The organism is Pseudotenacibaculum haliotis, from assembly GCF_042684245.1.
Taxonomy (GTDB): domain Bacteria; phylum Bacteroidota; class Bacteroidia; order Flavobacteriales; family Flavobacteriaceae; genus Polaribacter; species Polaribacter haliotis_A.
This window is the reverse complement of sequence record NZ_JBHULH010000008.1, coordinates 213183-239433: the sequence shown is the minus strand read 5'-3', so window position 1 is coordinate 239433 and position 26251 is coordinate 213183. Positions and strand designations below refer to the sequence as shown.

The 26251-nt window shown below is 35.5% G+C and carries 19 protein-coding genes and 3 tRNA genes; 9 read left to right on the top strand and 13 right to left on the bottom strand.

Features of this window, described 5'->3' with window-relative positions:
• Window positions 1-6: 6 nt before the first annotated feature.
• Genes leuD through ACFSRZ_RS12945 form a run of 3 tightly spaced genes read right to left on the bottom strand, consistent with a single transcriptional unit; the run spans window position 7 to window position 3144 of the window.
• Window positions 7-585 (bottom strand): 3-isopropylmalate dehydratase small subunit, encoded by a 579-nt coding sequence (gene leuD, locus ACFSRZ_RS12955; protein WP_379666983.1) that lies wholly within the window; start codon window positions 583-585, stop codon window positions 7-9.
• Window position 586: 1 nt separating this feature from the next.
• The gene (gene leuC, locus ACFSRZ_RS12950; protein WP_379666982.1) at window positions 587-1969 is read right to left on the bottom strand and encodes a 3-isopropylmalate dehydratase large subunit; all 1383 of its coding nucleotides are present in this window, start codon (window positions 1967-1969) and stop codon (window positions 587-589) included.
• Window positions 1969-3144 (bottom strand): 2-isopropylmalate synthase, encoded by a 1176-nt coding sequence (locus ACFSRZ_RS12945; RefSeq protein ID WP_379667048.1) that lies wholly within the window; start codon window positions 3142-3144, stop codon window positions 1969-1971. Before ACFSRZ_RS12945 ends, leuC begins: the two co-directional genes overlap by 1 nt.
• Before the next feature lie 134 nt (window positions 3145-3278).
• Between ACFSRZ_RS12945 and ACFSRZ_RS12940 the strand changes: the two genes are divergently transcribed.
• Entirely contained in the window at window positions 3279-4841 is a 1563-nt protein-coding gene (locus ACFSRZ_RS12940; protein WP_379666981.1) for a hypothetical protein, read from the top strand.
• A gap of 392 nt (window positions 4842-5233) precedes the next feature.
• On the opposite strand, the gene ACFSRZ_RS12935 is transcribed toward ACFSRZ_RS12940, so the two are convergent.
• The 6 genes from ACFSRZ_RS12935 to ACFSRZ_RS12910 form a co-directional block, all read right to left on the bottom strand.
• The gene (locus ACFSRZ_RS12935; protein WP_379666980.1) at window positions 5234-6634 is read right to left on the bottom strand and encodes a S41 family peptidase; all 1401 of its coding nucleotides are present in this window, start codon (window positions 6632-6634) and stop codon (window positions 5234-5236) included.
• Between the two features lie 89 nt (window positions 6635-6723).
• Complete coding sequence (locus ACFSRZ_RS12930) at window positions 6724-7482, bottom strand: response regulator transcription factor (protein WP_379666979.1); 759 nt, start codon at window positions 7480-7482, stop codon at window positions 6724-6726.
• Between the two features lie 333 nt (window positions 7483-7815).
• Window positions 7816-7889: transfer RNA gene (locus tag ACFSRZ_RS12925), tRNA-Arg, on the bottom strand.
• Window positions 7890-8019: 130 nt separating this feature from the next.
• A tRNA-Pro gene (locus ACFSRZ_RS12920) sits at window positions 8020-8094 on the bottom strand.
• Between the two features lie 26 nt (window positions 8095-8120).
• Window positions 8121-8202 (bottom strand) — tRNA-Ser (locus ACFSRZ_RS12915).
• Window positions 8203-8298: 96 nt separating this feature from the next.
• Window positions 8299-10356, bottom strand: a complete 2058-nt coding sequence (locus ACFSRZ_RS12910; protein ID WP_379666978.1) for an HD family phosphohydrolase — start codon at window positions 10354-10356, stop codon at window positions 8299-8301.
• A 130-nt stretch (window positions 10357-10486) separates the two neighbouring features.
• Here ACFSRZ_RS12910 and ACFSRZ_RS12905 point away from each other — a divergent pair, with 130 nt between their 5' ends.
• Complete coding sequence (locus ACFSRZ_RS12905; RefSeq protein WP_379666977.1) at window positions 10487-11668, top strand: acetyl-CoA C-acyltransferase; 1182 nt, start codon at window positions 10487-10489, stop codon at window positions 11666-11668.
• Between the two features lie 27 nt (window positions 11669-11695).
• Window positions 11696-12466 (top strand): C40 family peptidase, encoded by a 771-nt coding sequence (locus ACFSRZ_RS12900; protein WP_379666976.1) that lies wholly within the window; start codon window positions 11696-11698, stop codon window positions 12464-12466.
• A gap of 51 nt (window positions 12467-12517) precedes the next feature.
• Here ACFSRZ_RS12900 and ACFSRZ_RS12895 read toward each other — a convergent pair whose 3' ends face one another.
• Together ACFSRZ_RS12895 and gyrA are read right to left on the bottom strand one after the other, a co-directional pair.
• Window positions 12518-13771, bottom strand: a complete 1254-nt coding sequence (locus ACFSRZ_RS12895) for a tetratricopeptide repeat protein (protein WP_379666975.1) — start codon at window positions 13769-13771, stop codon at window positions 12518-12520.
• 23 nt (window positions 13772-13794) lie between these two features.
• Window positions 13795-16302, bottom strand: a complete 2508-nt coding sequence (gyrA, locus tag ACFSRZ_RS12890; RefSeq protein WP_379666974.1) for a DNA gyrase subunit A — start codon at window positions 16300-16302, stop codon at window positions 13795-13797.
• A 265-nt stretch (window positions 16303-16567) separates the two neighbouring features.
• Between gyrA and ACFSRZ_RS12885 the strand changes: the two genes are divergently transcribed.
• The 5 genes from ACFSRZ_RS12885 to ACFSRZ_RS12865 all read left to right on the top strand — a co-directional run bounded on the left by ACFSRZ_RS12885 (window position 16568) and on the right by ACFSRZ_RS12865 (window position 22232).
• Window positions 16568-19129, top strand: coding sequence for an ATP-dependent Clp protease ATP-binding subunit (locus ACFSRZ_RS12885; RefSeq protein WP_379666973.1), 2562 nt, complete (start codon window positions 16568-16570; stop codon window positions 19127-19129).
• Between the two features lie 70 nt (window positions 19130-19199).
• A complete protein-coding gene (locus ACFSRZ_RS12880) occupies window positions 19200-19583 on the top strand; it encodes a hypothetical protein (RefSeq protein WP_379666972.1) in 384 nt (127 codons plus the stop codon).
• Between the two features lie 66 nt (window positions 19584-19649).
• Complete coding sequence (locus ACFSRZ_RS12875; protein WP_379666971.1) at window positions 19650-20222, top strand: GrpB family protein; 573 nt, start codon at window positions 19650-19652, stop codon at window positions 20220-20222.
• A 124-nt stretch (window positions 20223-20346) separates the two neighbouring features.
• Complete coding sequence (locus ACFSRZ_RS12870; protein WP_379666970.1) at window positions 20347-21630, top strand: metallophosphoesterase; 1284 nt, start codon at window positions 20347-20349, stop codon at window positions 21628-21630.
• 14 nt (window positions 21631-21644) lie between these two features.
• Window positions 21645-22232, top strand: coding sequence for a 2OG-Fe(II) oxygenase (locus ACFSRZ_RS12865; RefSeq protein WP_379666969.1), 588 nt, complete (start codon window positions 21645-21647; stop codon window positions 22230-22232).
• 149 nt (window positions 22233-22381) lie between these two features.
• On the opposite strand, the gene hutH is transcribed toward ACFSRZ_RS12865, so the two are convergent.
• On the bottom strand, window positions 22382-23887 hold the full coding sequence (hutH, locus tag ACFSRZ_RS12860; RefSeq protein ID WP_379666968.1) for a histidine ammonia-lyase: 1506 nt from the start codon (window positions 23885-23887) through the stop codon (window positions 22382-22384).
• 115 nt (window positions 23888-24002) lie between these two features.
• On the opposite strand from hutH, the gene ACFSRZ_RS12855 reads away from it, so the two are divergent.
• Complete coding sequence (locus ACFSRZ_RS12855; RefSeq protein WP_379666967.1) at window positions 24003-25076, top strand: TlpA family protein disulfide reductase; 1074 nt, start codon at window positions 24003-24005, stop codon at window positions 25074-25076.
• 177 nt (window positions 25077-25253) lie between these two features.
• Here the strand turns inward: ACFSRZ_RS12855 and ACFSRZ_RS12850 are convergent, their stop codons facing one another.
• Window positions 25254-26207, bottom strand: coding sequence for an acetyl-CoA carboxylase carboxyltransferase subunit alpha (locus ACFSRZ_RS12850; protein WP_379666966.1), 954 nt, complete (start codon window positions 26205-26207; stop codon window positions 25254-25256).
• Window positions 26208-26251 lie beyond the last annotated feature (44 nt).

Sequence of the window (26251 nt, the reverse complement as noted above, 5' to 3'; positions counted from 1 at the left end):
ATGGTTCTATAAGGCTGCCTCAAAGGCTTTTATTTTATCTTTTTTACTTAATAAGAAGTCTATATCATCATAGCCATTTAACAGGCATATCTTTTTATAAGAGTTGATCTCAAATTGTACTGTTCCTACTGAACTAGCTAAGGTTTGTTCTTCTAAATCTACAGTCAGTTCTGTACTAGGATTCTCTTTGATCTCTTCTAATAATTCCTTTAAATATTCTTTGGAAACTTGGATCGGTAAAATTCCATTATTGAGCGCATTTCCTTTGAAAATGTCTGCAAAGAAACTGGAAACAACAACTTTAAATCCGTAACCTGCCAATGCCCAAGCTGCATGTTCTCTACTGGAACCACAACCAAAATTGTCTCCGGCTACCAAAATACTTCCAGTGTATTTTTCTTGATTTAACACAAATTCTTCATTCAAACTTCCGTCTTTGTGATAACGCCAATCTCTGAACACATTATCACCAAATCCTTTCTTGTCGGTTGACTTTAAAAATCGAGCCGGAATGATTTGATCGGTGTCTATATTTTCCGTTGGTAATGGAACGGCTGTATCTACTAATTTGGTAAACTTCTTCATGCTAGTTCAAATGATTTGTGATGTCAGTAATCTTTCCTTCTACTGCTGTAGCCGCTGCCATTAATGGGCTTGCCAAAATAGTACGAGCTCCTTGTCCTTGTCTTCCTTCGAAGTTTCTGTTTGATGTAGAAACACAATATTCTCCTTCCGGTATTTTATCATCATTCATTGCCAGACAGGCAGAACATCCGGGTTGTCGTAGTTCAAAACCGGCCTCTTCAAAGATGGTTTGCAAACCTTCTTCTTCAATCTGCTTGGCTACTTGTTGTGATCCCGGCACCAACCAAGCATTTACATTCTCTGCTTTTTGCTTTCCTTTGATATAAGAGGCTGCTACTCTAAAATCTTCGATACGAGAGTTTGTACAACTTCCTATAAATACATAATTGATTGGTTTGTCTATCAAGCTTTCTCCTTCTTGAAAGTTCATATAGGATAGTGACTTTTTGAAGGAAGCATCGCTCTCTTCCGGAATGGTTTCTGAAATTTTAATTCCCATTCCAGGATTGGTTCCATAGGTCAACATAGGTTCTATATCTTCAGCATCAAAAGAGTATTCTTGATCAAAAACAGCGTCTTCATCTGTTTTTAATGTTTTCCAATAGGCTACTTTCTTTTCGAATTCTTCTTCTTCTGGAGCAAACTTTCTTCCTTTTACGTACTCAAATGTAGTTTCATCCGGAGCAATCATTCCTCCTCTGGCTCCCATTTCAATACTCATATTACAAACGGTCATTCTACCTTCCATCGACATTTCTTCAAAAACATTTCCTGCGTATTCACAGAAATAACCGGTTCCTGAATTGGTTCCTAATTGCGCAATAATGTATAAAATTACGTCTTTGGGAAGCACTCCTTTTTTGAGTTTTCCATTAACGTTCACTCTTAGTTTTTTAGGTTTTTGTAGCAATAAACATTGACTAGCAAATACTTGTGCAACTTGACTGGTTCCTATTCCAAAGGCAATGGTACCAAATGCTCCGTGCGTTGATGTGTGGCTATCTCCACATACAATGGTCATTCCCGGTTGGGTAATTCCCAATTCTGGAGCCATCACATGAACAATTCCATTGTATTCGTGTCCTAATCCATATAAGGTAATATCATTCTCTCGACAATTGAGTGTTAATTGCTCTAATTGTTTTCTGGACAAGGCATCTTTTACAGGCAAATGCTGATCTACTGTTGGTGTATTATGGTCTGCTGTAGCCACGATCTTATCAGGTCTGGCTACGGGAATTTTACGCTCTTTTAATTCGTTGAATGCTTGCGGACTGGTTACCTCATGAATTAAATGCTGATCTATATACAAAATCTGCGGACCGTTCTCTACAGTATCTACCACATGTGCATCCCATACTTTATCAAACAATGTTTTTCCCATTAGGCTATCGCTATTTTAGAGATCTTGTTGATCTGTTTCATGATCTTATGAATGTCTTCATCAATTACTTCCTTTTGCTTGTCTGCAAATTGAAGGAAGGCTTTGTAAGCTGCATCTAATTGAATCTTAGTTAATTCATAACCTATTTTCTTTGCTCTATAAGCCAAAGCCGCTCTACCACTTCTGGCAGTAAGAACAATGGCACTTTGATTTACTCCTACATCAGCAGGGTCTATAATCTCATAGGTTTCTCTATTCTTGATCACCCCATCTTGATGAATTCCGGAACTATGTGCAAATGCATTAGCTCCAACAATAGCTTTGTTAGGTTGCACAGGCATTCCCATTTTTTCTCTCACCATTAAGCTTGTATCGTACAATAATTTTGTATTGATATCTGTTTGTAAGTTCAAATAAGGATGTTGCTTTAAGATCATTACAACTTCTTCTAAAGCTGTGTTCCCTGCTCTTTCTCCAATTCCATTGATCGTACATTCTATTTGGCGTGCTCCGTTAATTGCTCCTGCAATAGAGTTGGCTGTAGCCAATCCTAAATCGTTATGACAGTGGCACGAAATAATTACGTCTTCTATTCCTTTTACGTGATCTTTTAAATATTTGATCTTTGCTCCGTATTCTTCCGGCAAACAATATCCGGTTGTATCTGGGATATTCAAAACCGTTGCTCCAGATTTGATTACCTCTTCACAAACCTTTGCTAGAAAAGCATTATCGGTTCTTCCGGCATCTTCTGCATAGAACTCTACGTCATCTACAAAATTCTTTGCATAAGAAACGGCTTGTTTTGCTCTTTCTATAACGTCTTCTTGAGTACTATTGAATTTAAATTTGATATGAGATTCACTGGTACCAATTCCTGTATGAATTCTTGGTTTTACAGCATCTCTTAATGCTTCTGCAGCTACTTCTATATCTTTTTTGACAGCTCTGGTTAAGCCACATACGGTAGCATTTTTTACCAGTTTGGCTATTTCGTTTACCGAAGTAAAATCGCCGGGGCTAGAAATAGGAAAACCTGCCTCAATAATATCAACTCCCAGTACATCTAAGCGCTCGGCTATAATCAATTTTTGTTGGGTATCAAGTTTACAACCCGGAACTTGTTCTCCGTCTCGTAAAGTGGTATCGAAAATTTGAACTTTGTTGTTCTGCATATTTAAAAAATCATTGCTTAAATCGATTTCAAATGTATATATTGGATTTTCTAAGAGTTCATTTTTAGCAGATAACTCTACGATGTTTAAAACCATAAAAAAAATCACAAAAAGCTGATATACAGTATTTTAAAATGAAAAATTTTACAAGCACTAATCAACAAAATGATGCTTTGTTTGTTTTGATAAAGTCTTTGACCAAATCAGAAAAGCGTCAGTTTCACTTGTATATCGGTAGACTTGGAGGAAATACTGAAGCCAAGTTTTTTTCACTTTTTAAGTTTCTTGATAAGCAAAAGAAGTATGATGAGAAGGCTATTCTGAAAAGCGGGATTGTAAGCAAACAACAGCTTTCTAATTTAAAAGCTCATTTGTATCGTCAAATCTTAATTAGCTTACGAATGAATCCGGCTCATAAGAACATCCGTGTTCAGATCAGAGAGCAATTGGATTTTGCTACGGTACTGTATCAAAAAGGATTGTATAAGCAAAGCTTGAAATTGCTGGAGAAAGCTAAATCCATCGCTATAGAGAATGAAGAAAAGAACATTGCTTATGAAATTGTTGAACTTGAAAAGAATATAGAAACTCAATACATCACGCGTAGTATTAGCAACAGAGCGGATGAACTTTCTATACAGGCAAAGAATCTGAGTCAACAGAATGTAATGACGAGCAAGCTTTCAAATTTGTCTTTGCAGCTTTATGGTATTTTATTGAAAACAGGATATGTTAGAAATGATCTAGAGCTTCAAAGGATAAATAATTACTTCACATCTCATTTGCCAAAATATGATCAAAACTTATTGGGCTTCAGAGAGCTTTTATGGTTAAACAAAGCTCATTTATGGAGAAGCTTATTAACACAGGATTTCTTACATGCTTATAAATACGCTTCTAAATGGGTTGGGTTGTTTAGAAAGTATCCTAAAATGGTAGAACTGAATCCTGTCTTTTATTTGAAAGGAAAAAACTACTTACTGGAATCTCTGTTTTTTATCAAACATCGAAACAAATTCAAGGAAGAACTGGAACTTTTTGAAACAGAGATCAAAGAGAATAGGATTCCCATCAACGGAAATACTGAAACACTTATCTTTCAATACTACTATGCCAACCAGTTGCATAAATATTTCTTGGAAGGAACTTTTGAACAGGGCGAGTTCTTGGTTAAAGAAATCAATGAAAAGATAGAAGAATACAGCAATCGTTTGGACAAGCATCACGTAATCACTTTGTATTATAAAATTGCTTGCTTGTATTTTGGAATGGGTAAAAATAGAGAGTGTATCGAATACTTGTCTCGAATCATCAATGCAAAAAAACTATACGTGGGAGAAGACCTTCAGTGCTTTGCTCGTATCTTGAATTTGATTGCTCATTACGAGTGTGGTTTGGATTATCATCTGGAAAGACAGTTTAAAGAGACTTATAAGTTCTTGCTAAAAATGGAGAATCTTCAAGAGGTACAAAAAGCGTTTATTGTGTCTATTAAATCTTTGGGAGAGCTGTATCCGCATCAATTTAAAAAAGAGTTCAAGAAGATTCATACTAAGCTTAAAGCCTTTGAAGATCATGCGTATGAAAAGCGTGCTTTTTTATACTTAGATATTTTATCGTGGTTAGAGAGTAAAATTGAAGACAAACCCATTGCTACAATCATCAGAGAAAAAGCTGAACATCATCTTAGAAATTAAGCCTTTTTAGAATCCATTAAAATTGCCTAACTTTAAGAAAATTAACTAACTAATGAGCTTTTTTCAAAAAATGAAGACAGGGAATCTATTGATGTTGGTTCTTTGTATTTTGATAATTTTAGTAGCTGAGTATTTATTTTTAACCGGACATCAGCTACATGGAATCTTTTTAGGGCTTTGGGCTCCTACTCTACTTGGCGTAATGATATATCTAAAATTGGTAAGTCATGAGCGCAAATGATATCGTTTTATATTTCTCTATTTTCGTAGGCATTTGTGTTCTCATTTGGGCTTATGCCATGATTAGAGAATACAACAACGCAAGTAAAGATTAATAGCAAAAAGCCTTACTATTTCTAGCAAGGCTTGGTATTGTTTCATAGCAATATGCGTTATGCTTTGCGTAAATATTTTAGCGCTTTTTCTATAGCGGGATCTTTTTTCTCTATAAAATCTTTAAGGGTCTTTGATACCTTGATATCAGGTTGAATTCCATAACCTACAAACTCACGTCCGTCTACATATACTTCTTTTTTGAAGCAAATTCTAGCCCATCCTCCACCAGGTAGTTCAAACGACATAGGCATTCCTGTAGTACCTGCTGTAGCTTCTCCAATTTTAACGATATGCTTTTGGTTGTCTGCTGCTACCAAAAAGTCTTCGGAAGAAGAAGCTGTAAAAGGTCCTGTTAATACAGCTATAGGAATCACTACTCGATCTGATTTTTCAATGCGATTCGGATAGGTACTAAACGGTATTTCATAAAAGTAGCTATCCTTTGCTGTTAAATAAGCACGACTTAACATCATTCTGTTTTGCGGGCTTCCTTGTGCTGTATCTTTGGCTTGAATATTATAGTTAACACCAAAATACTCATATAATGGATTGTAATCTAAGATGAGTGACTTGGCTACGATAAGTTCATCATCATGAATTAAATTACCTAGTATTGAATATCCGTATTCAGAACTACCTCCTAAATTTTCTCTCAAGTCAATGATCAACCCTTTGGCTTTTTTTATCTCCGGTAGTTTGCTTTTGAACAAAGAATCGATCTTCGCTTCTCCAAAGCTATGTAAAGCAACATAAGCTGTTTTGTTTTCTAGCCATTTGAACTCAAAAATTCCTTCATTTTTGTTTCTGGTATGCATCTCTTTTTCTGCCGCCGGACTGATAGTTAGTTTTCTAGATATGATCTTTCCATTTGGTTTTCTAAACTTCAAATCGAAAGTTGTTCCTTTAGGCTGATAAAACATTTGACGAACTGAAAAAGCGTCACGGAAATCTTCTGTGCTATAAGCTACGATTGGCTCTACATGTTTAGCAAGATGTTCTTTGGTAGTAAGGCCGTTTACCTCAATGATTTCTGTTCCTAACGGAATTTCTTTTCTCTTACTCTTATTTACCTCTGTAATAATTGCTTTTCCTTCTATATTTCTAAGGGTAAACTTATAATCTCCAAATTCAGCATCCAACATGAACTTGCTAAAAGAAGGTGGTAAAAAGATATTTGTATGACCGTCTTTTAATGAGACAGCAAATTGTTGTAATAAAAGATAGTACTCATAATCATTTTTTGTTTCCTGTACTTTTTCTATTAATGATTTATAATCGGAATTCCATTTTTCTTTGTCTACTTTATTCAAATACGCAAAATTGAAATTGACCTCATTCCAATATTTTGATAAACCATACACTTTGTCTGCTTTGGAAAGCGTGTTTGGTAATTCAGTTTGAGAAAATACGTTTCCGGATAGTAGAATGCCCAGTAATAAAACCAATGCTTTTTTCATAATTTGTTACTTTTTTAATACGAAGGCAAATTACGGGGCAATAACTTTTTAATTTACTACCCAAAAGGGTAGATTTTCTTTAAAAAGTGTTAAATAAGACTATTGTTTTTAGCAAAAGAAATGGCTTCTGTGATCGTAGATACTTCCAATTTTTCAAACAGTCTTTTTCTATGGAATTTAACGGTATTGGGAGACACAGAGAGTTCATCAGCAATTTCATCTACTTTAAAACCTCTGATGGATAAATGAATAATTTCTCTTTCTCTGTCAGACAATTTTATAACCTCAGGAGTTTCCCAAAAGTCTTTTTCTTCGTTATATTCTAACACTTTTTGATTTCCCTTTTTATAGATTTTGATGTTTCCCGACTTATTAGCTGATGAAAGGGAAATAATAGCAACGGCTTTCCAAATTTTTCCTGAATTGGTTAAAAACAGAGGGGTTAGTTTTCTATTAACCAAGATCTTTTTCCCTTCTTTAGTTTTAAGATAAAAATCATAGGATATAGAATACTCAATTCGTTCTGCCATCGGGATTGTTTCATAAAAATCGAAAGCTATTTTCTGTATTTTTAAGAGTAACTGAAGATCTTTTTCTGTAACATATTTCAGATAGAAATCATAGCCCATTTCTTTCACTTCATCAGCAGTATGACCGCATAAAAACAAAGGATGATTTGAAACATATTCGAACCCTTTTTTCATGTAATCAGTTACGAAAACACAACTATCACTTAATCTGGAAAACGCTTCTATTGATTTAAGATAGTAAGATGTTTGTAAAAGCTCTTCTTTGGAAATTTCTGTAACGGTATTTTTAAATGAAAAGAAATCATCAACTTTTGGCATATATGTCGAGAGCATTTTTAATTTTCAGATTATCAAAATTCTAGCATTTAGAATCAAGGCTAAAACCTGAAATGCAGTTTATTAGGGATTTATAATTTGAATACTACCAAAGATACCATTTTTCCGTTACTCTTAAAACCAAAAAAGCCTTACTATTTCTAGCAAGGCTTTATATGATCTAGATAGGATTATAGATCCTTTTCTATTCCTTTTTGAAAATTTCGCCTGTTGCCCATTGGCATCTATTCTTTTCTGTTTCCGAAATTCAAAACTAAAGTTTCTCCTTCTTAAAACAGAAAAGCCTGACAATTTCTTGTCAGGCTTATTTATCTGTGATCGCGATAGGATTCGAACCTATGACCGTCTGCTTAGAAGGCAGATGCTCTATCCAGCTGAGCTACGCGACCATTCATTAGGATTAACTTCGTTGATCCTGAATATGGTGTGTTACAAATTAAAGTGTCACTTTAATTTATAATCAAGTGTCCTCTTTTTTTAAGAAAGCAAGCTTTCTACAAAAACACAACACTTTATTTGTCGGGGTGGCAGGATTCGAACCTGCGACCTCCTGCTCCCAAAGCAGGCGCGATGACCGGGCTACGCTACACCCCGATAAGTAAATGAACTTGCAATTATTGCGGAGAGACCGGGATTCGAACCCGGGCATCCCTAAGGATGACAGCTTAGCAGGCTGCTGCATTACCACTCTGCCACCTCTCCTTAAAACTAACTTGCGTTAGAATTAAAAATTGCGAGTGCAAATGTAAGATTCCAAATACAATCTCGCAAGATTTTTCGTCTCTTTTTGTGATAATTTTAATCTGGATATTCTACTCTTAGATGGTAGATATTCATCAACTTTCTCTTAATCACTTTTTTAATCTTCTCAATCTCCCTAAAAGTAATATTAGAATTGATGAACTGATTGTCGGCTTTTTGCTTCTCTACGATCTTATTTATCAACTCATCAATAGATTGTGCCGAAGGTTGCTTTAAACTTTTTGATGCGGCTTCTGCAGCATCACAGATCATCAAAATTGCCGTTTCTCTGGAAAAAGGAATCGGACCTTTGTATTGGAACTTTTTAATGTCTACTTCTTCATTCATCTCCTTCTCTTTCATATAAAAATAATACACCAAGCTGGTTCCATGGTGCGTTCTTATAAAATCGATGATCCTATCCGGTAATCTGTTTTGTTTTGCCAACTCAATTCCTTTGATCACATGGTCTGTAATGATCTTAGCACTATCTACCGGAGATAGATCGTTATGTGGATTTACTCCTGTAGATTGATTTTCGATGAAATACATTGGGTTTAACATCTTACCAATATCGTGATACAAAGCTCCTGTTCTTACCAACATGGAATTAGCTCCAATCTCATTGGCAGCAGCTTCAGCCAAGTTTGCTACTTGCATAGAGTGTTGGAAAGTTCCCGGTGCTTTTTCATTGAGTTCTCGTAATAACTTAGTATTGGTATTGGAGAGTTCTAATAAAGTCACATCTGACACCAACCCAAATGTTTTCTCGTACAAATAGATAAAGAAAACTGATAAAAATGACAGCAATCCATTAGCCGCAAACATGATTAGATATTCCCATTTTATTTGCGAAGCATTTCCTTCTTTAATAATAGAAAATGCCAAATAAGTGATCATATAGATCAAGGTAATCTGCCCGATGGAAATAAACAAATTAGCTCTTTTATACAGTTCAGAAACCGTTAAAATAGTTACGATTCCTGCAATGATATGCAAGTAGATAAACTCAAAACTATTGGGTACAATAAACCCTAAAAGCAATACCGTAAGCACATGTGTAAATAGTCCTAAACGGGCGTCAAAAAAGGCTTTTAATACAATAGGCAATACACTTAAAGGAACTACATATAAGTAGTCTGAATTGTATTTGATAACCAAGGTTTGCACCAAGATCATAAAGCCAATATTAAAGAAAATGAACGTAACCTTGTTGTTATTATCAAAGATCTCTGTTCTGTATTTTCTTAAAAACAATAGCAACATCAAAAGTGCTAAGGATACCAAAACAGTATACCCAAATACGATCCAGTAATAATTTGCTTTTGTCCATAACTTGGATTCAGATTCCTTTTTTAAGGAGTTTAGAATCGCTAGTTTCTTTCCTTCTACGATATCTCCCTTTAAGATGATCAATTCGTCGGTAGACACCTTTCCTTTTGTAGGTGAAATTCCTTTAACCGCCTCATCAATCACTTTTTGAGTAAAAGTGTCATCATAAGAAACATTGGGTTTGATTACCTCTACCAGTATATTGAAATTGTTACTTTGAGAGTAGTTATAAGGTTGCTCTCCTAACCTATCGGTAACCATTCGAGATACATCACTGGAGGTTAATAGACTATTATAAATAATGTCTTCTACTTCATTCTCTTTCTTAAGCGCTATGATGGTATTCTTATCGGAAACAATTCCCTGACTTGTTGCTTGTAAAAAGCCTCTATCGTATATAGATTCTATAATAGAATTCCCCAGTAAAGTCATCGTTTCCAAGTCGCTACTTGATAAAGAATCGCTCAATTGGAGTAAGGAAGTTCTTAGTTTGTATTCGTCTTTAACTTCATTAACAATGTTCTTATCGTATAAAAAATAAAGTCTGGCGTTGACTTCAATTTCTTTGGTTTCTTCTGTAATCTCTTCTTGAGTCTTTTCAATAGCAAAATCAAAAGGAGCATATAAATTATCGTACTGCCAAGGTTTTCCTTTTGTAAAATCGTACTTGAATTGTCCTCCTTTTGGAAAAAGGTAAACAATAGCAGACGCTGTGATCAAGAAAAGGATAACCTTATAAATAACCGCATTGTGCTTGTATAATTTATTAACCGTATTGCTCATGCTTTTTGCTTAGATACACAAACATAACTTAAAAAAATGGAGGTCAAAAATTCAGGCCGAATAATCCTAATCAAATTGATATAAATTGGTTAATTTCGCAGAACAAATCAAGATTAAACAAAATAAGAATATGAGTAATAGAGACGTAGTAATTGTATCTGTTGCAAGAACACCTATAGGAAGCTTTATGGGAAGCCTATCTGGCATACCTGCTCCTAAATTAGGTGCTGTAGCAATTAAAGGTGCCTTAGATAAGATCAATTTAGATCCAAACTTAGTTGAAGAAGTATTTATGGGGAACGTTGTTTCTGCAGGTTTAGGTCAAGCTCCTGCAAGACAAGCAGCGATGTTTGCAGGAATTCCTGATACTGTTCCTTGTACAACTGTAAACAAAGTATGTGCATCTGGAATGAAATCTATCATGTTAGGAGCACAAACAATTGCGCTAGGTGATGCAGATATTGTTGTTACCGGTGGAATGGAAAACATGAGCTCTATTCCTCACTATTATCACGCAAGAAAAGCTACAAAATTTGGCCCTGCCAAAATGGAAGACGGAATGCAAAAAGATGGATTGGTAGATGTATATGACCAAGTAGCTATGGGAGTATGTGCCGATGCTTGCGCTACAGAATATGAATTTTCCAGAGAAGATCAGGATGCTTATGCTATTCAATCTTACAACAGGTCTGCTGAAGCATGGAAAGCAGGAAAGTTTGCTGATGAAGTTGTTCCTGTAGAAATTCCTCAAAGACGTGGAGAGCCTATCATCATGACAGAAGATGAAGAGTACAAAAATGTAAAAATGGAAAAGATTCCTGCATTGCGTGCTGCTTTTACTAAAGAAGGAACAGTAACTGCTGCTAATGCTTCTACAATTAATGATGGTGGAGCTGCTTTGGTGTTAATGTCTGTAGAAAAAGCAAATGAATTAGGATTAGAGCCTATTGCTAAGATTAAAAGTTATGCAGATGCTGCACAAGAGCCTAAATGGTTTACAACTGCTCCTGCAAAAGCATTACCAAAAGCTTTAGACAAAGCTGGTATCTCTTTAGATGATGTTGATTATTTTGAATTGAATGAGGCTTTTTCTGTAGTAGGATTGGCTAACATGAAAATTTTAGGATTGGATAATGACAAGGTGAATGTAAATGGTGGAGCTGTTTCTCTAGGACACCCTCTAGGTGTTTCCGGAGCTAGAATTATAATTGCACTTACATCTATCTTAAAACAAAATAATGCCAAAATTGGAGCTGCCGGAATCTGTAACGGAGGTGGTGGAGCCAGTGCAATGGTTATCGAATCTATTTAATCCCACTTATCAAGACCCAAAAGATCTATGCTCTACGGCATTTGTAATTTAAGTATTGTTCCTCTCAGATCTGAGCCTAGTGATGCATCTGAGATGGTTTCTCAAATCCTGTTTGGTGAACATTTTACTGTACTTGAAAAAACAAAAAAGTGGAGTAAGGTTCAAGTGCATTTTGATGAGTATGAAGGTTATATAGATAACAAGCAATATCAAGAGATTGATAAGGAATTGTTTGATCAATTGTCTACTTCGGAGTACCATTATTCTTCAGAAATTTTAGATTACGTAACGGATCAAAAAAATCATCTGAGTACGATTCCTATGGGATCTAGACTTCCTTTTTATCAGGATCAAAAGTTTTCATTGGGTCAGAATGAGTATAGCTATGAAGGGCGAGTATTTCAAGGAAAACTAGAGAAGTCTGAAATTGTTCGAAAGGCCTTTTTGTTTTTAAACACACCTTATTTATGGGGAGGAAAAACTCCTTTTGGGATCGATTGTTCCGGTTTTACCCAAATGGTTTATAAGATTTGTGGTCACTCTCTTTTAAGAGATGCTAAGGATCAAGCAACTCAAGGTGAAGTATTAAGCTTTATTGAGGAAAGTGAGCCCGGAGATTTGGCATTTTTTGATAATGAAGAAGGTGTTATTACACACGTGGGAATTATCATGACAGATTACTATATCATTCATGCACATGGAAAGGTTCGTATAGATCTCTTAGATCATAGTGGTATTTACAATACCGACACAAAAACCCATACTCACAAGCTGCGGGTTATTAAAAAGATCATATAAAAAAAGCCGTTCCAAATTGGAACGGCTTTTTTATGTTGTATGCTATTGGAATTATTTTCCGCTCTTAGCTCTCATTGTCTTGTATAGCTCTCTGAAAGGTTTTGCTTTATCTTCCATTTCTAATGTTTCATAGATGTTTAATAAAGTTCTAACAGTATCTAAGCTTCTTGCTCCTTCATCAGCTTTTTCTAAGTAAGGTAATGCATCTTTGTATACTTGCTTTTGCTTAGCAGCTAACTCATCGTACTTATCAAAATCAGAAAGGTTCTTGTTCATTTCTTCAACAATCTCCTTCTCTTTTTCTAAGATTGCTACAGCCATGTTCATATAAGCATCAAAGTAATCTGGCTTTATCTCGATAGCTTTTTTATAGTTTTTCTTAGCATCTTCAAAGTTTCCTTGGTTGTAGTTTACTACTCCTAAGTTATAGTATAGTGTAGAGTTGTTAGGATCTCTTTTGATCGCTTCTTCCATTAACTCACCAAACTTGTCCATCTTCTTCAGCTTTAAGTAAAGGTCAGCTTCAGTAAATAATAAAGACATATCATCTGGGAACGCTTTTCTAGCCTCTTGTACAGCTACCATAGCTTCGTCAACTTTTCCTTGACGAGTTAAGATAATACCGATGTTCTTAATTACATCTCCTCTTTTAGACTCAGTAACTTTGTCTTGTGGTTTTTCGTGTGATCCAAACTTTACTACTAGATCTCTTTGCTTTTTAGATCCTAAATTCTCTACAACTCCTGTTTCTGTGTTTGTTGCTAAATATCTAGTTTCAATTCCGGTATACCCTAAGTCTTTTAACTCTCTGTAGTGTTTTAAAGAAGCATCTAAGTTTCCTCCTTGAAATGCTGTTTGTGCAGCATTAGATAAGAATAAAGTATCTTGTTTGTTTAAAGAATATCTCATGTAGAAAGCATCTGAAGCATTCTTAAAATCTTTTGCTTCATATAAAGCAAATGCTTTTGTTGTAAGATCATTCATTAGCTGATCTAACAATGGTCTAGCTTGCTCTGTATATCTTTGCTTTCCAGACTTCTTTTCTACATCAAAAAGCTTGTTGTAAGCTTCTACCGCTACTTTAAAGTCCTTTTTTGCTGCATACGCTTGTCCTTTTAAGAAGTAGAATTTTGCTTCTAATTTAGGAGCATTAGAAATCAAAGACTCTGCAGTTGTTAAGGCAGTTACCGCAGCAGCATAGTCTTGTTTCTTAATTGCTTTTTCAGCAGCTTTTATTTCATTCTTTTGTGCAAAGGTTGCCATAGATGCCAATCCTAAACACAGTGCGAAAATTTTAGTTCTCATTACTAGTTTATTTAATTCTAAGTTTATTCTTGATTCTCGTTCGTTTCGTTTTCAATTTCTGTGCCATTTTCTTCTTCTTCACTAGAATCTTCTTTTTCGTGCATCACTTTTGCTACTGCTGCAATACTATCACTTTCTTTGATATTGATCAGCTTAACTCCCTGAGTAGCTCTACCCATTACACGAAGATCTTCGACTGCCATTCTAATAATAATCCCTGATTTGTTGATAATCATTAGGTCATTAGAGTCGTCAACATTTTTAATGGCCACTAAATTACCTGTTTTTTCTGAGATATTCAATGTTTTCACACCTTTACCTCCTCTATTGGTAATTCTGTAATCTTCTAATTTAGAACGTTTTCCATATCCTTTTTCAGAAACAACCAGAATGTTACTTTCCATATCATTTACGGCTACCATTCCTATTACTTCATCCTGATTATCAGCTAAAGTGATTCCACGAACTCCGGAAGCTGTTCTTCCCATTGGTCTGGTCTTGGCTTCTTCGAATCGAATTGCTTTTCCTGATTTTAATGCCAACATTACTTGACTGTCTCCGGTAGTTAATTTAGCTTCTAACAGCTCATCATCTTCACGAATTGTAATCGCGTTTATACCATTAGTTCTTGGTCTTGAGTATTGCTCTAAAGAAGTTTTCTTAACCTGACCTCTTTTAGTTGCCATAATTACGTAATGGTTATTTACATAATCTTCATCCTTCAAATCTTGAGTTACCAAGAATGCTTTTACTTTATCATCTTGCTCAATATTAATCAGATTTTGAATAGCTCTACCTTTTGAGTTCTTTCCTCCTTCCGGCACTTCATAAACACGCATCCAGAACACTTTTCCTTTTTGAGTAAAGAACAACATGTATTGGTGATTGGTTCCTACAAACAAGTGCTCTAAGAAGTCTTCATTACGTGTGGTAGCTCCTTTTTGCCCACGTCCACCTCTATTCTGAACTTTATATTCATCAAGGTTGGTACGCTTTAAGTATCCTGCATTAGAGATAGTAACAACTACTTTAGAGTTTGGAATCATGTCCTCAATTCTCATATCTCCACCAGCATATTCGATCTCTGAACGACGCTCATCTCCATACTTATCTCTGATAACGGTTAACTCATCTTTGATGATGTTATAACGTCTTTCTTCATTTGATAAGATGTCTTTTAAATCTGCGATCGTTTTGATGATCTCATCGTATTCTGCTCTTAACTTATCTTGCTCTAGTCCTGTTAACTGACGTAATCGCATTTCTACGATCGCTTTCGCTTGGATCTCAGTTAATTCAAAACGCTTAATCAACGATTCTCTAGCTTCATCAGCATTGCTAGAAGCTCGAATCAATTTGATCACTTCATCAATATTATCAGAAGCAATGATCAGTCCTTCTAAGATATGAGCTCTTGCCTCAGCTTTTTTCAATTCATATTCAGTTCTGCGAACAACTACTTCATGTCTGTGTTCAACAAAATAATGAATCAATTGTTTTAAGTTCAATTGCTGTGGTCTTCCATTTACCAATGCAATATTGTTTACACTGAACGAAGTTTGTAAGGCAGTATATTTAAATAGTTTGTTCAGTACAATGTTAGGAATCGCATCTCTCTTTAAAACGTATACAATACGCATCCCTTTTCTATCGGACTCATCACGAATATTTGCAATTCCTTCTAACTTTTTATCATTTACCAACTCAGCAGTTTTCTTGATCATATCTGCTTTGTTTACCTGGAAAGGAATTTCGGTAACGATAATACATTCTCTACCTTTTACTTCTTCAATGGTAGCTTTACCACGCATGACAATACGTCCTCTTCCTGTATGGAAAGCATCACGTACACCGTCATATCCGTAAATGGTTCCTCCCGTTGGGAAATCAGGAGCTTTGATGTGTTGCATTAACTCATCAATCTCTATGTCATTATTGTCGATATAAGCAATTGTACCGTTAATCACCTCTGTTAAGTTGTGAGGTGCCATATTGGTTGCCATCCCTACTGCAATTCCGGAAGCTCCATTTACAAGAAGGTTAGGAATTCTGGTAGGTAATACTGTTGGCTCTTGAAGTGTATCATCAAAGTTTAACTTGTGATCTACTGTATCTTTTTCAATATCAGAAAGCATTTCTTCTGATATTTTTTGCATTCTTACCTCGGTATAACGCATTGCTGCCGGGCTATCACCATCTACAGAACCAAAGTTCCCTTGCCCATCTACCATCATGTAACGAACACTCCAGTCTTGCGCCATACGTACCATAGAGTCGTATACAGAAGTATCTCCGTGAGGGTGATATTTACCTAACACCTCTCCTACAACTCTTGCTGATTTCTTATACGCTCCTGTAGCTTTGATACCTAGTTCGTGCATTCCGTATAATACTCTCCTATGCACAGGCTTTAATCCGTCTCTTACATCAGGTAATGCTCTCGAAACAATTACTGACATTGAATAATCAATGTAAGCAGATTTCATCTGCTCTTCAATATTAATCGGAATTAACTTTTCTCCGTCTGCCATACGCTTACTATATTGTTAATTTTTTACTAAATTTAATAACTAGCAAGTTACTATAATTCGTGTTTTTAGCAAACATTTTTCACTCTGAAAGCCCTAGAGTTATTAACATTTCTTAATAAATTTTCGATATTTTTTATACCCTTGATTTACAAGCCTTTCAGAGCCTTTTTCACAAGCCAAAATGGCAGCATTTCTCCGCTGGCACTCTTTTTGTAATTTTTTAGTGAAAAAAGGACTAAATTTACAAATAGTTAATACCCTAAATATGGACGATAATTTTTCACCAAAGGTCAGAGATGTGATCACATTCAGTAAAGAGGAAGCTCTAAGGTTAGGACACGACTTTATTGGAACTGAGCATCTTTTACTTGGTTTGATCAGAAAAGGAGAAGGAAAGGCTATTGAGATCTTAGAGACATTTGATGTCAACTTAGACTTGGTTAGAAAAAAATTGGAACAATTAAATCCGTCCGCTCCTTCCTTGGAAGGCAACCAAAAAAAGAGTTTGCACCTGACAAGACAAGCTGAAAAAGCTTTAAAGACAACTTTTTTAGAAGCAAAACTTTATCAAAGTGACGCAATAGATACTGCGCACCTTTTGCTATGTATTCTTAGAAATGAGAATGATCCTACAACCAAATTGTTAAACAAATACGATGTAGATTACGATCAGGCAAAAGCTCTATATAAAGAATTACATGTAGAAAATTCAGATGATCTGCCAATCAGCCCGATTGCAGAAACTCCTTCTGATGATGATGAATTTGCTTCATCTGATAAACCCAATCCTTATGAACAACCTCAAAAAGGAAAGTCTTCCAAAAAATCTAAAACACCGGTTTTAGACAATTTTGGTCGTGACCTTACTTCCTTAGCAGAAAACGGGAAGTTAGATCCTGTGGTAGGTAGACATAAAGAAATAGAACGTGTTTCTCAGATCTTAAGTAGAAGAAAGAAAAACAATCCAATGCTTATTGGTGAACCTGGAGTTGGTAAGTCGGCTATTGCTGAAGGATTGGCTTTGCGTATTGTGAACAGAAAAGTATCTCGTATCCTTTTTGACAAGCGTATTGTTTCATTGGATTTGGCAAGTTTAGTAGCCGGAACAAAATACAGAGGGCAGTTTGAAGAGCGAATGAAAGCTTTGATGAATGAGTTGGAGAAAAATGATGATATCATTTTGTTTATTGATGAGATTCATACAATTGTTGGTGCCGGAGGAGCTACAGGCTCTTTAGATGCTTCCAACATGTTAAAACCTGCTCTAGCCAGAGGAGAGATTCAATGTATTGGAGCTACAACTCTAGACGAATACAGAACAAATATTGAGAAAGATGGTGCTTTAGAACGTCGTTTCCAAAAAGTAATTGTAGATCCTACAAGTGTTGAGGAAACCATTCAGATCTTGCACAATATCAAGAGTAAATATGAAGCCCATCATAATGTTGATTTTACTGATGAAGCTATTGAAGCTTGTGTAAAATTGACCAACAGATATATGACAGACCGTTACTTACCGGACAAAGCTATTGATGCTTTAGATGAAGCCGGTTCTCGTATACATATTACTAACATTGTTGTACCTCAGCAAGTTTTAGAATTGGAAGCGCAATTAGAATTAATTCGTGAGCGTAAAACCAATGCTGTTAACGGACAGAAGTACGAAGAAGCTGCCAAATTAAGAGATGATGAAAAGAACATGGAGGCTGCTTTAGATTCTGCTCAAAAACAATGGGAAGATGATTCAAAACTGAATCGTGAGATCGTTACAGAAGATAATGTTGCTGAAGTAGTTTCTATGATGACAGGAATTCCTGTAAATAGAGTTGCTGAGGCAGAAAGCAGTCGCTTAGGCGAATTGCCAAACATGATCAAAGGAAAAGTTATTGGTCAGGACGAAGCTGTTACGAAAGTGGTAAAAGCTATTCAAAGAAATCGTGTTGGTTTAAAAGACCCTAATAAGCCTATTGGTTCTTTTATCTTCTTAGGTCAGACCGGAGTAGGTAAAACTCAGTTGGCAAAAGTTTTAGCCAGAGAGCTTTTTGATACAGAAGAGTCTTTGATTAGAATTGACATGAGTGAATACATGGAGAAATTTGCTATTTCTCGTTTGATTGGTGCTCCTCCGGGATATGTTGGATATGAAGAAGGTGGACAGCTGACAGAAAAAGTAAGAAGAAAGCCTTATTCTGTTGTGTTACTTGATGAAATCGAGAAAGCACATCCGGATGTATTCAATATGTTGTTACAAATCTTAGACGACGGATATATTACTGATAGTTTAGGAAGACGTATCGACTTTAGAAATACCATCATTATTATGACTTCCAACATTGGAGCTCGTCAATTAAAAGATTTTGGTTCTGGAGTTGGATTTGGAACAGCTTCCAAGAAAGAACAAGCTGAAGAACATGCAAAAGGAATTATTGAAGGTGCTTTAAAAAAATCCTTCGCTCCTGAGTTCTTAAACAGAATTGATGATGTTATTGTCTTCAACGCATTAGAAAGAGAAGATATTCACAAGATCATTGATATTGAGTTGGATAAGCTTTTACACCGTATTGCTGATCTAGGTTATACCTTGAAATTAAGTGAGAAAGCAAAAGATTATATTGCTGATAAAGGTTTCGATAAGAAATATGGAGCCAGACCACTTAAAAGAGCCATTCAAAAATATATTGAAGATGCTCTTGCTGAAGAGATCGTAAACTCTAAGCTATCTGAAGGAGACACTATTGAGATGAATTTGGATGAGAAGAAAGATGAACTCACCATTAAGATCAAAAAAGGAAAAAAGACTCCTGAAGAACAGAAAAAAGAAGAATAATTTTTTTTCAACCCCAAGTGAGAACTTGGGGTTTATATTTCATTCAAATACTTAACTAAAAATAAATTCTATGAAATTAAAATATCTATTACTATCACTTACTTTATTTGTAACAAGTGTTTTCATTCAAGACAGTAAGACTAATTTGATCAGTGGCAAGAAGTGGCATGCAAAAGCCATTCAAATGGGAGAGCAAAAAATGGATGTTCCTCCAGGTGAGCAAAACCAAATGTGGATGATTTTTCACAAAGATGGTGTTCATGAAGTTAACGCTAACAACTCTATAAAGAAAGGAACATGGAAGTTTTCTAAACAGAAAGATTCTATTCACTTCATTACCGAAAAAGGAAAAGAGAAATCGATGAAGCTAGAAAAACTTACAAAAGAGTCCCTTGTTTTAGGGTTTATGGAAAACGGCATGGAAGCAAGAGTCTACTTAGAAAAGAATAAATAAAGAAGTCCCAAACGAAAGTTTGGGATTTTTTGTTAGTTTAGCCGGCTTTAAAAAATACCACGACCTATGAAAAAGTCTCTTTACGATCTAACAAAAGAAGACTGGAATACGCTCTTCCCTATCGAACTTGTTGACTACAACTCTGAATGGCCTCTTATTTTTGAAAAAGAGAAGCAAGAAATTCTTAACAATGTGTCTGAAGGAACCATTACAAGAATTGAACATTTTGGAAGTACTTCTATTCCCAATATCAAGGCTAAACCTTATATAGACATCATTATTGAAGTTTCAAAAGAGATTCTTTTCGATCAAGATCTTATTGCTCAATTTGAAGCTATTGGATATACCTATTTTCTAGTTCCTGAGAGAGAAGGAATCGATGCTTATATGTCTTTTGGAAAAGGCTATAATCTTTCCGGTGAGAAAGAACAAATCTTTCATATTCACATGTGTTCAAAAGAGAATTATATGTGGAAACAAGTAGATTTCAGAGACTATTTGATTTCAAATCCAGAAAGAGCGAAAGCCTATGAAAATTTAAAGGTTTCTCTTGCTTCCCAATACAAAAATGATCGAGGTAATTATGTGCTTTCCAAAACAGACTTCATCAAAGAAACTCTGGAAATAATCTATAGCTAATAACGAAGCTTACATACGATTTCATGTGAATAGGTAATTATACCTGTTCTTTATCCCTTTTATGGATTTCCAGATTCTTTCTGCTAATTTCGTTATCAATCAACCTATTCAAAACAAAACAGCCATGAAAACTTTTAAATCTTTTTTAGTAGTAATTCTTTTGAGTTCTTTCTGCTTTATTTCTTGTAAAGAATCTGAGAAAGCTCCTCAAAAAAAATCCTATTCAAATACCTTTTTGTTTCTCTCTGATATTCATTTGAACTCATTTAAACAAACGACAGATTACAAAGTAGATGATACAGGTATGATTCTTTGGAATGCTTTTCTTCAAAAAGCAGATTCTGTAATTGCCAATACTTCTCCTGACTTTATTATATATACGGGGGATCTTCCTTCTCATGTAAAAGACTGTTGTATTCCTTTACCTGAAAATGAAAGAGTGCCTCACAATAAAAATATAGAGACCATACTTTCCGGTTTACGAAAGTTAGCCACAAAACACAAAAAAACATTACTATATCTTCCCGGAAATAATGACGGAATTGCCGGAGATTACGCTTCTTTTGCTGATGAAAACCAACAAACGCCTTTTTCTTTAATTCCGGAAAATAAAAACCCATATCCCGTTTTAAACATAAACCCTGTAGATAGTATTACTCCCTCTATGGTGTCCAATCCTGAACCTAAAATGGGATACTACTCCGCAAGACCTATTGATGGGCTTCGGGTAATTGCTTTAAATACTGTTATACATTCTGCTAACTTCTTTGGTGCTGATGGAACTAATCAGCTTACAGACGCACAACAGCAAATGACTTGGTTAAAAAACGAATTACAAGATGCCAAGAGTAGATTTGAAAAAGTATATATCGCTATGCATATCCCTCCGGGAATCGATGCTTATGGATATCAAAAGCATGGTACTAATGCAACCAACTGGGCAAAATTGCCTGTCAATAATCCTTGGAATAATCAGTTTTTACAAATTGTTGCTGACTATCAGAATACAATTTCAGGAATTTTATACGGTCATACACATATGGATGAATTGAGAAGATTGTATGATCCTTCCGGGCAAAGTATTACAGAGATAGCCATCAGCTGCCCCGGTGTAACTCCTATTCATGACAATAACCCTGGATTTAAACTTGTTACCTATCATCCAAATAGTAAAGAGCTTTTAGATTTTACTACATACTACACAGTTCCTAGCGCATCAACATGGGGAAATGCTACATACAACTTTAATGAAACCTTTGGGTATTCCGGTGATTTCTCTATGTATGAAAATCTAATGACAGATTCTCTGGATAGCATTCATGTGAAATTGAATAAAATCTACACCGTAATGCACAATGCCCCTAGTTATAATGTAGAACCGGGAATTGAAGTAAAAGCTGAACAATAAACAAATACTACCCTATGAACTATTCTTTTGGATTACCCCTAAAACACAATTTTGCTGAGCAAATCTATTACAACGGATTATTTCTTCCGCATGAGATAAAAATGATTTTAGATCTGTGGAAAGATGATGAAACACTCAAAGCAACACTCTCTGCCGGAGAAAGTGGTGAGTACGTTGACGAATTGCGCAAAAGTTCGGTAATGTTTATTAAAAACGAACCTCAAAACAAATGGGTGTATGATAAAATGGCAGGGCTTGCCATGAAAACAAACAATGAACGATACTGGTTTGATCTATTAGGTTTTGAAGAAGAGTTGCAGTTGACTCGTTATTCTGAAGGAGACTTCTTTGATTGGCACATGGATTTTGGAGCCGGAGATATCTCTGCTAGAAAGTTGAGTATTACAGTTCAATTGTCTGATCCGGATGAATATGAAGGTGGTGATCTTCAGTTTATGGCAAATCAAAAAGTGATTAGTGCGCCAAGGGAAAAAGGAACCATTATTGTGTTTCCTTCTTTTGTAATGCACCGAGTAACACCTATTACCAAAGGAGTACGCCAATCTATTGTTGGTTGGGTATGGGGGCCGCCGTATAGATAAAATATTTTGATGAGATGTTTATAAGTAAAATCCCAAACCTAACGTTTGGGATTTTTTGTTTATAATTGGTTTGTAATTCAGCTACGATGGAATCACAAATTGCTAGAATCAAATTGAAACTATAGTCAAAGTTTTCATTTAGAAAAAACCTAAAATAGCTCCTCAGAATCGATTACTAGAGAATCAATGAATTGAGAAGATTGTATCATGCTATTGTGCATTACACGATCTTCATCAACCAAAGCAACTTCTTCACGGAAAGATTGTACAAAAGATTCTAAGAACGGTGAGCTTTTTCCTTTTCCAAAAGACAAAGCTTGAGATGCTGTAAACAATTCAATTCCTAATACGGTTTGTACATTGTCAACCACTCTCCTAGCTTTGGTTGCTCCGTTAGCTCCCATACTTACGTGATCTTCTTGACCGTTACTCGACTCAATAGAATCGATACTCGCAGGTGTTGCTAACTGTTTGTTCTGACTTACCACACTTGCTGCGGTATATTGTGGAATCATAAATCCGCTATTCAATCCCGGGTTAGAAACTAAAAATGGCGGCAAATGTCTATGCCCGGAAACCAGTTGATAGATTCTTCTTTCAGAAATATTAGCCAATTCAGACATGGCAATAGATAAATAATCTAAGGTTAATGCTAATGGTTGTCCATGGAAGTTTCCTCCTGAAATGATCTCATCTTCATCTACAAAAACATTAGGGTTGTCTGTTACCGAATTGATCTCTGTTAAAAAAGTCTTGGTTACAAAACGTATGGTGTCTTTTGTTGCTCCGTGTACTTGTGGCATACAACGGAAAGAATAAGGATCTTGAACGTGTTGCTTTTCTTGAGCAATTAGTTCACTTTCTTCTAAAAACTCACGAATACGTTCTGCTGTTTTTAACTGTCCTCTATGTGGACGAACTAAATGTACCAACTCATTAAAAGGCTCTACTCGTCCATCAAAAGCCTCCAAAGAAAGAGCTCCGATCAAATCTGCTAAATACGATAATTTATGTGCTTTTAATAAACTGTGAATTCCGTAAGCACTCATAAATTGAGTTCCATTCAGCAATGCCAGTCCTTCTTTAGATTGCAAGTTGATCTTTTCCCAACCAAATTGGTTTAGCAATTCTTCTCCTGAAATTCGTTCTCCTTTGTAATCAACTTCACCCAATCCTATTAAAGGCAGTGCCAAATGTGCTAAAGGCGATAAGTCTCCTGAAGCTCCTAAAGAACCTTGTTCATAAACAACCGGAAAAATATCATTGTTGTAAAAATCGATCAAACGATTCACAGTTACCAATTGTACTCCTGAATGTCCATAACTTAACGATTGGATCTTTAACAAAAGCATCAGTTTTACAATCTCTTTAGGCACCTCTTCTCCAGTTCCGCAAGCGTGACTCATCACCAAGTTCTCCTGTAGCTTTTGCAGGTTCTCTCCTTTGATCTTTACATTGTACAATGCACCAAACCCGGTATTAATTCCGTAGATAGGTGTAGACATGGCTGTCATCTTATCATCTAAGTAAGCTCTACACTTCTCTATCTTGGCAATTGCTTCCTCAGATAAAGACAATTGCATTTGATGACTAATAATGTTGTGTATAATGGTTAAATCTAACGGATTAGAATTGATGGAATGTGTTACGTTCATATAGGTCGATTGTAGGTGTAAAAGTCTAAATTCGGAGGCGATTTTGCAACAAAATTTAACAATTTTTCTGCTTAAATAGTTTTTATCTTTGACAAGATTTAAAATAAGAACATAGATGAAAAAATTAGGATTGTTGATGATGTCTGCTTTGGTATTGTTCTCTTGTAAAGAAGAACACCCAACAGATTATTTGAGTTTTGCAGGAAAATTGGAAAATAGCGGTAAGGATACTACGCTTTTAATTACAGGTTTTTCGGTAAAGAAGATGATAAAAATAAATAGCGACGGTACGTTTAAAGATTCTTTAAAAGTTGCTAAACCTGATTTCTTTTCTCTTTCTACCAATACAGGAAAAAGAGGTTTTGTGTATTTAAAGAATGGATATAATCTTACTTTGAGTGGTGACGCTTCTAATTTCTTAAAGAGTTTTTCTTACAAAGGAGACGATGAAGGTGCTGATAGCAATAACTTAATGATAGGTAGATTTAACTATGCGCAAAATAATGGAGATGCAAGAAAGATCATGTTATTAGAAAAAGAGCCTTTCTTGGCAAAGGTAGAGCAATTCAAAAATGGAATGGACAGTATTGCCAAACTCTACCCTAAAACCAATGCAGATGTATTAAAAACATCGGATGATCAAAATAAAAAGTTCTATACCAGTTTAGAAACAAACTATGATCGTATGCATGATGCTATGGTAAAGCAACAGCAAGCCATGGCTAAATTGCAAAAAGGAAAAGTAGCTCCTGTCTTTACCAACTATGAAGATTATAAAGGAGGAACTAAATCTTTAAAGGATTTTAGAGGAAACTACGTTTATATTGATGTTTGGGCTACTTGGTGCAGACCTTGTATTGCACAGATTCCTTATTTGAAAAAATTAGAGAAGGAGTTTGAAGGAAAGAATATTGCTTTTGTAAGTATCTCTACGGATAATGAGAGAAGATCGGGAGGCGACTGGAACAAAGCTCGTGGCAAGTGGAGAAAAATGGTAAAAGATAAAAGCTTAGGCGGAGTTCAATTATGGGCAGGAAAAGATGAAAGCCGTCTTTCGCAAGAATATATAATCAATGGAATTCCTCGATTTATTCTTATTGATCCGGAAGGAAAAATTGTAGAATCAAATGCAAAACGACCTTCAGACCCAAGCATTTCAGAATACTTTACCTCTTTAGGTATCAAGTAATAAAAAAGGCGAGATTTAAATCTCGCCTTTTTTATTTATGATCTATCTGCTATCTTTATAGCATGCTGTATATCATTATCTTTTTTCTGATCGCTACTTATATAGTATTACGAAAAGCGAACAGACCTAGAAAATCTCACAGGAGAAAGTCTAAGTATTTCAAGAGAAAGTTTTAACCTACTCTTTGTACACTCCCATTTGAGAATACTTATCCATTCTTTGTGCTACTAGATCTACCTCTGTTAGATCCTTTAATTCTGCATAAGTATCTTCAATTGTTTTCTTAACCGCTTCAAAAGCTCCTTCTCTATCTGAGTGTGCTCCCCCTAATGGTTCTTTGATAATTCCGTCGATCAATTTTAATTTCTTCATATCGTCTCCGGTTAATTTCAAAGCTTCAGCAGCTTGCTCTTTGTATTCCCAGCTACGCCATAAAATAGAAGAACAAGATTCTGGAGAGATTACAGTATACCAAGTGTTTTCCATCATAAATACACGATCTCCAACTCCAATTCCTAAAGCACCTCCAGAAGCTCCTTCACCAATAACAATAGTAATAATAGGAGTTTTCAAACGAGTCATTTCAAAAATATTTCTTGCAATAGCTTCTCCTTGTCCTCTTTCTTCAGCTTCTAATCCAGGATATGCTCCGGGAGTATCCAATAAAGTAACCACAGGAACGCCAAACTTCTCTGCCATTTTCATCAGGCGAAGTGCTTTTCTATATCCTTCCGGATTTGCCATTCCAAAGTTTCTGTATTGACGGGTTTTGGTATTATATCCTTTTTGTTGACCAATAAACATATAAGTTTGATCTCCAATCTTTCCTAAACCACCAATCATCGCTTTGTCATCCTTTACACTTCTATCTCCGTGCAATTCCATGAAAGTATCTCCACAAATAGCGCGGATATAATCCAAGGTATAAGGTCTGTTTGGGTGTCTAGATAATTGAACTCTTTGCCAAGGCGTTAAGTTCTTATAAAGATCTTTTTTGGTCTTCTGTAATTTCTTTTCAATTTTCTTGCAGGTTTCAGCAACATCAATATCGCTCTCTTCACCTATTTCATAGCATTTCTGTAACTGTTCTTCTAGTTCCTTGATAGGTAATTCAAAGTCTAAATATTCCATAATTAGTTGTTGTTTTCAGTAAACTCGATTACAGAAATCGAATA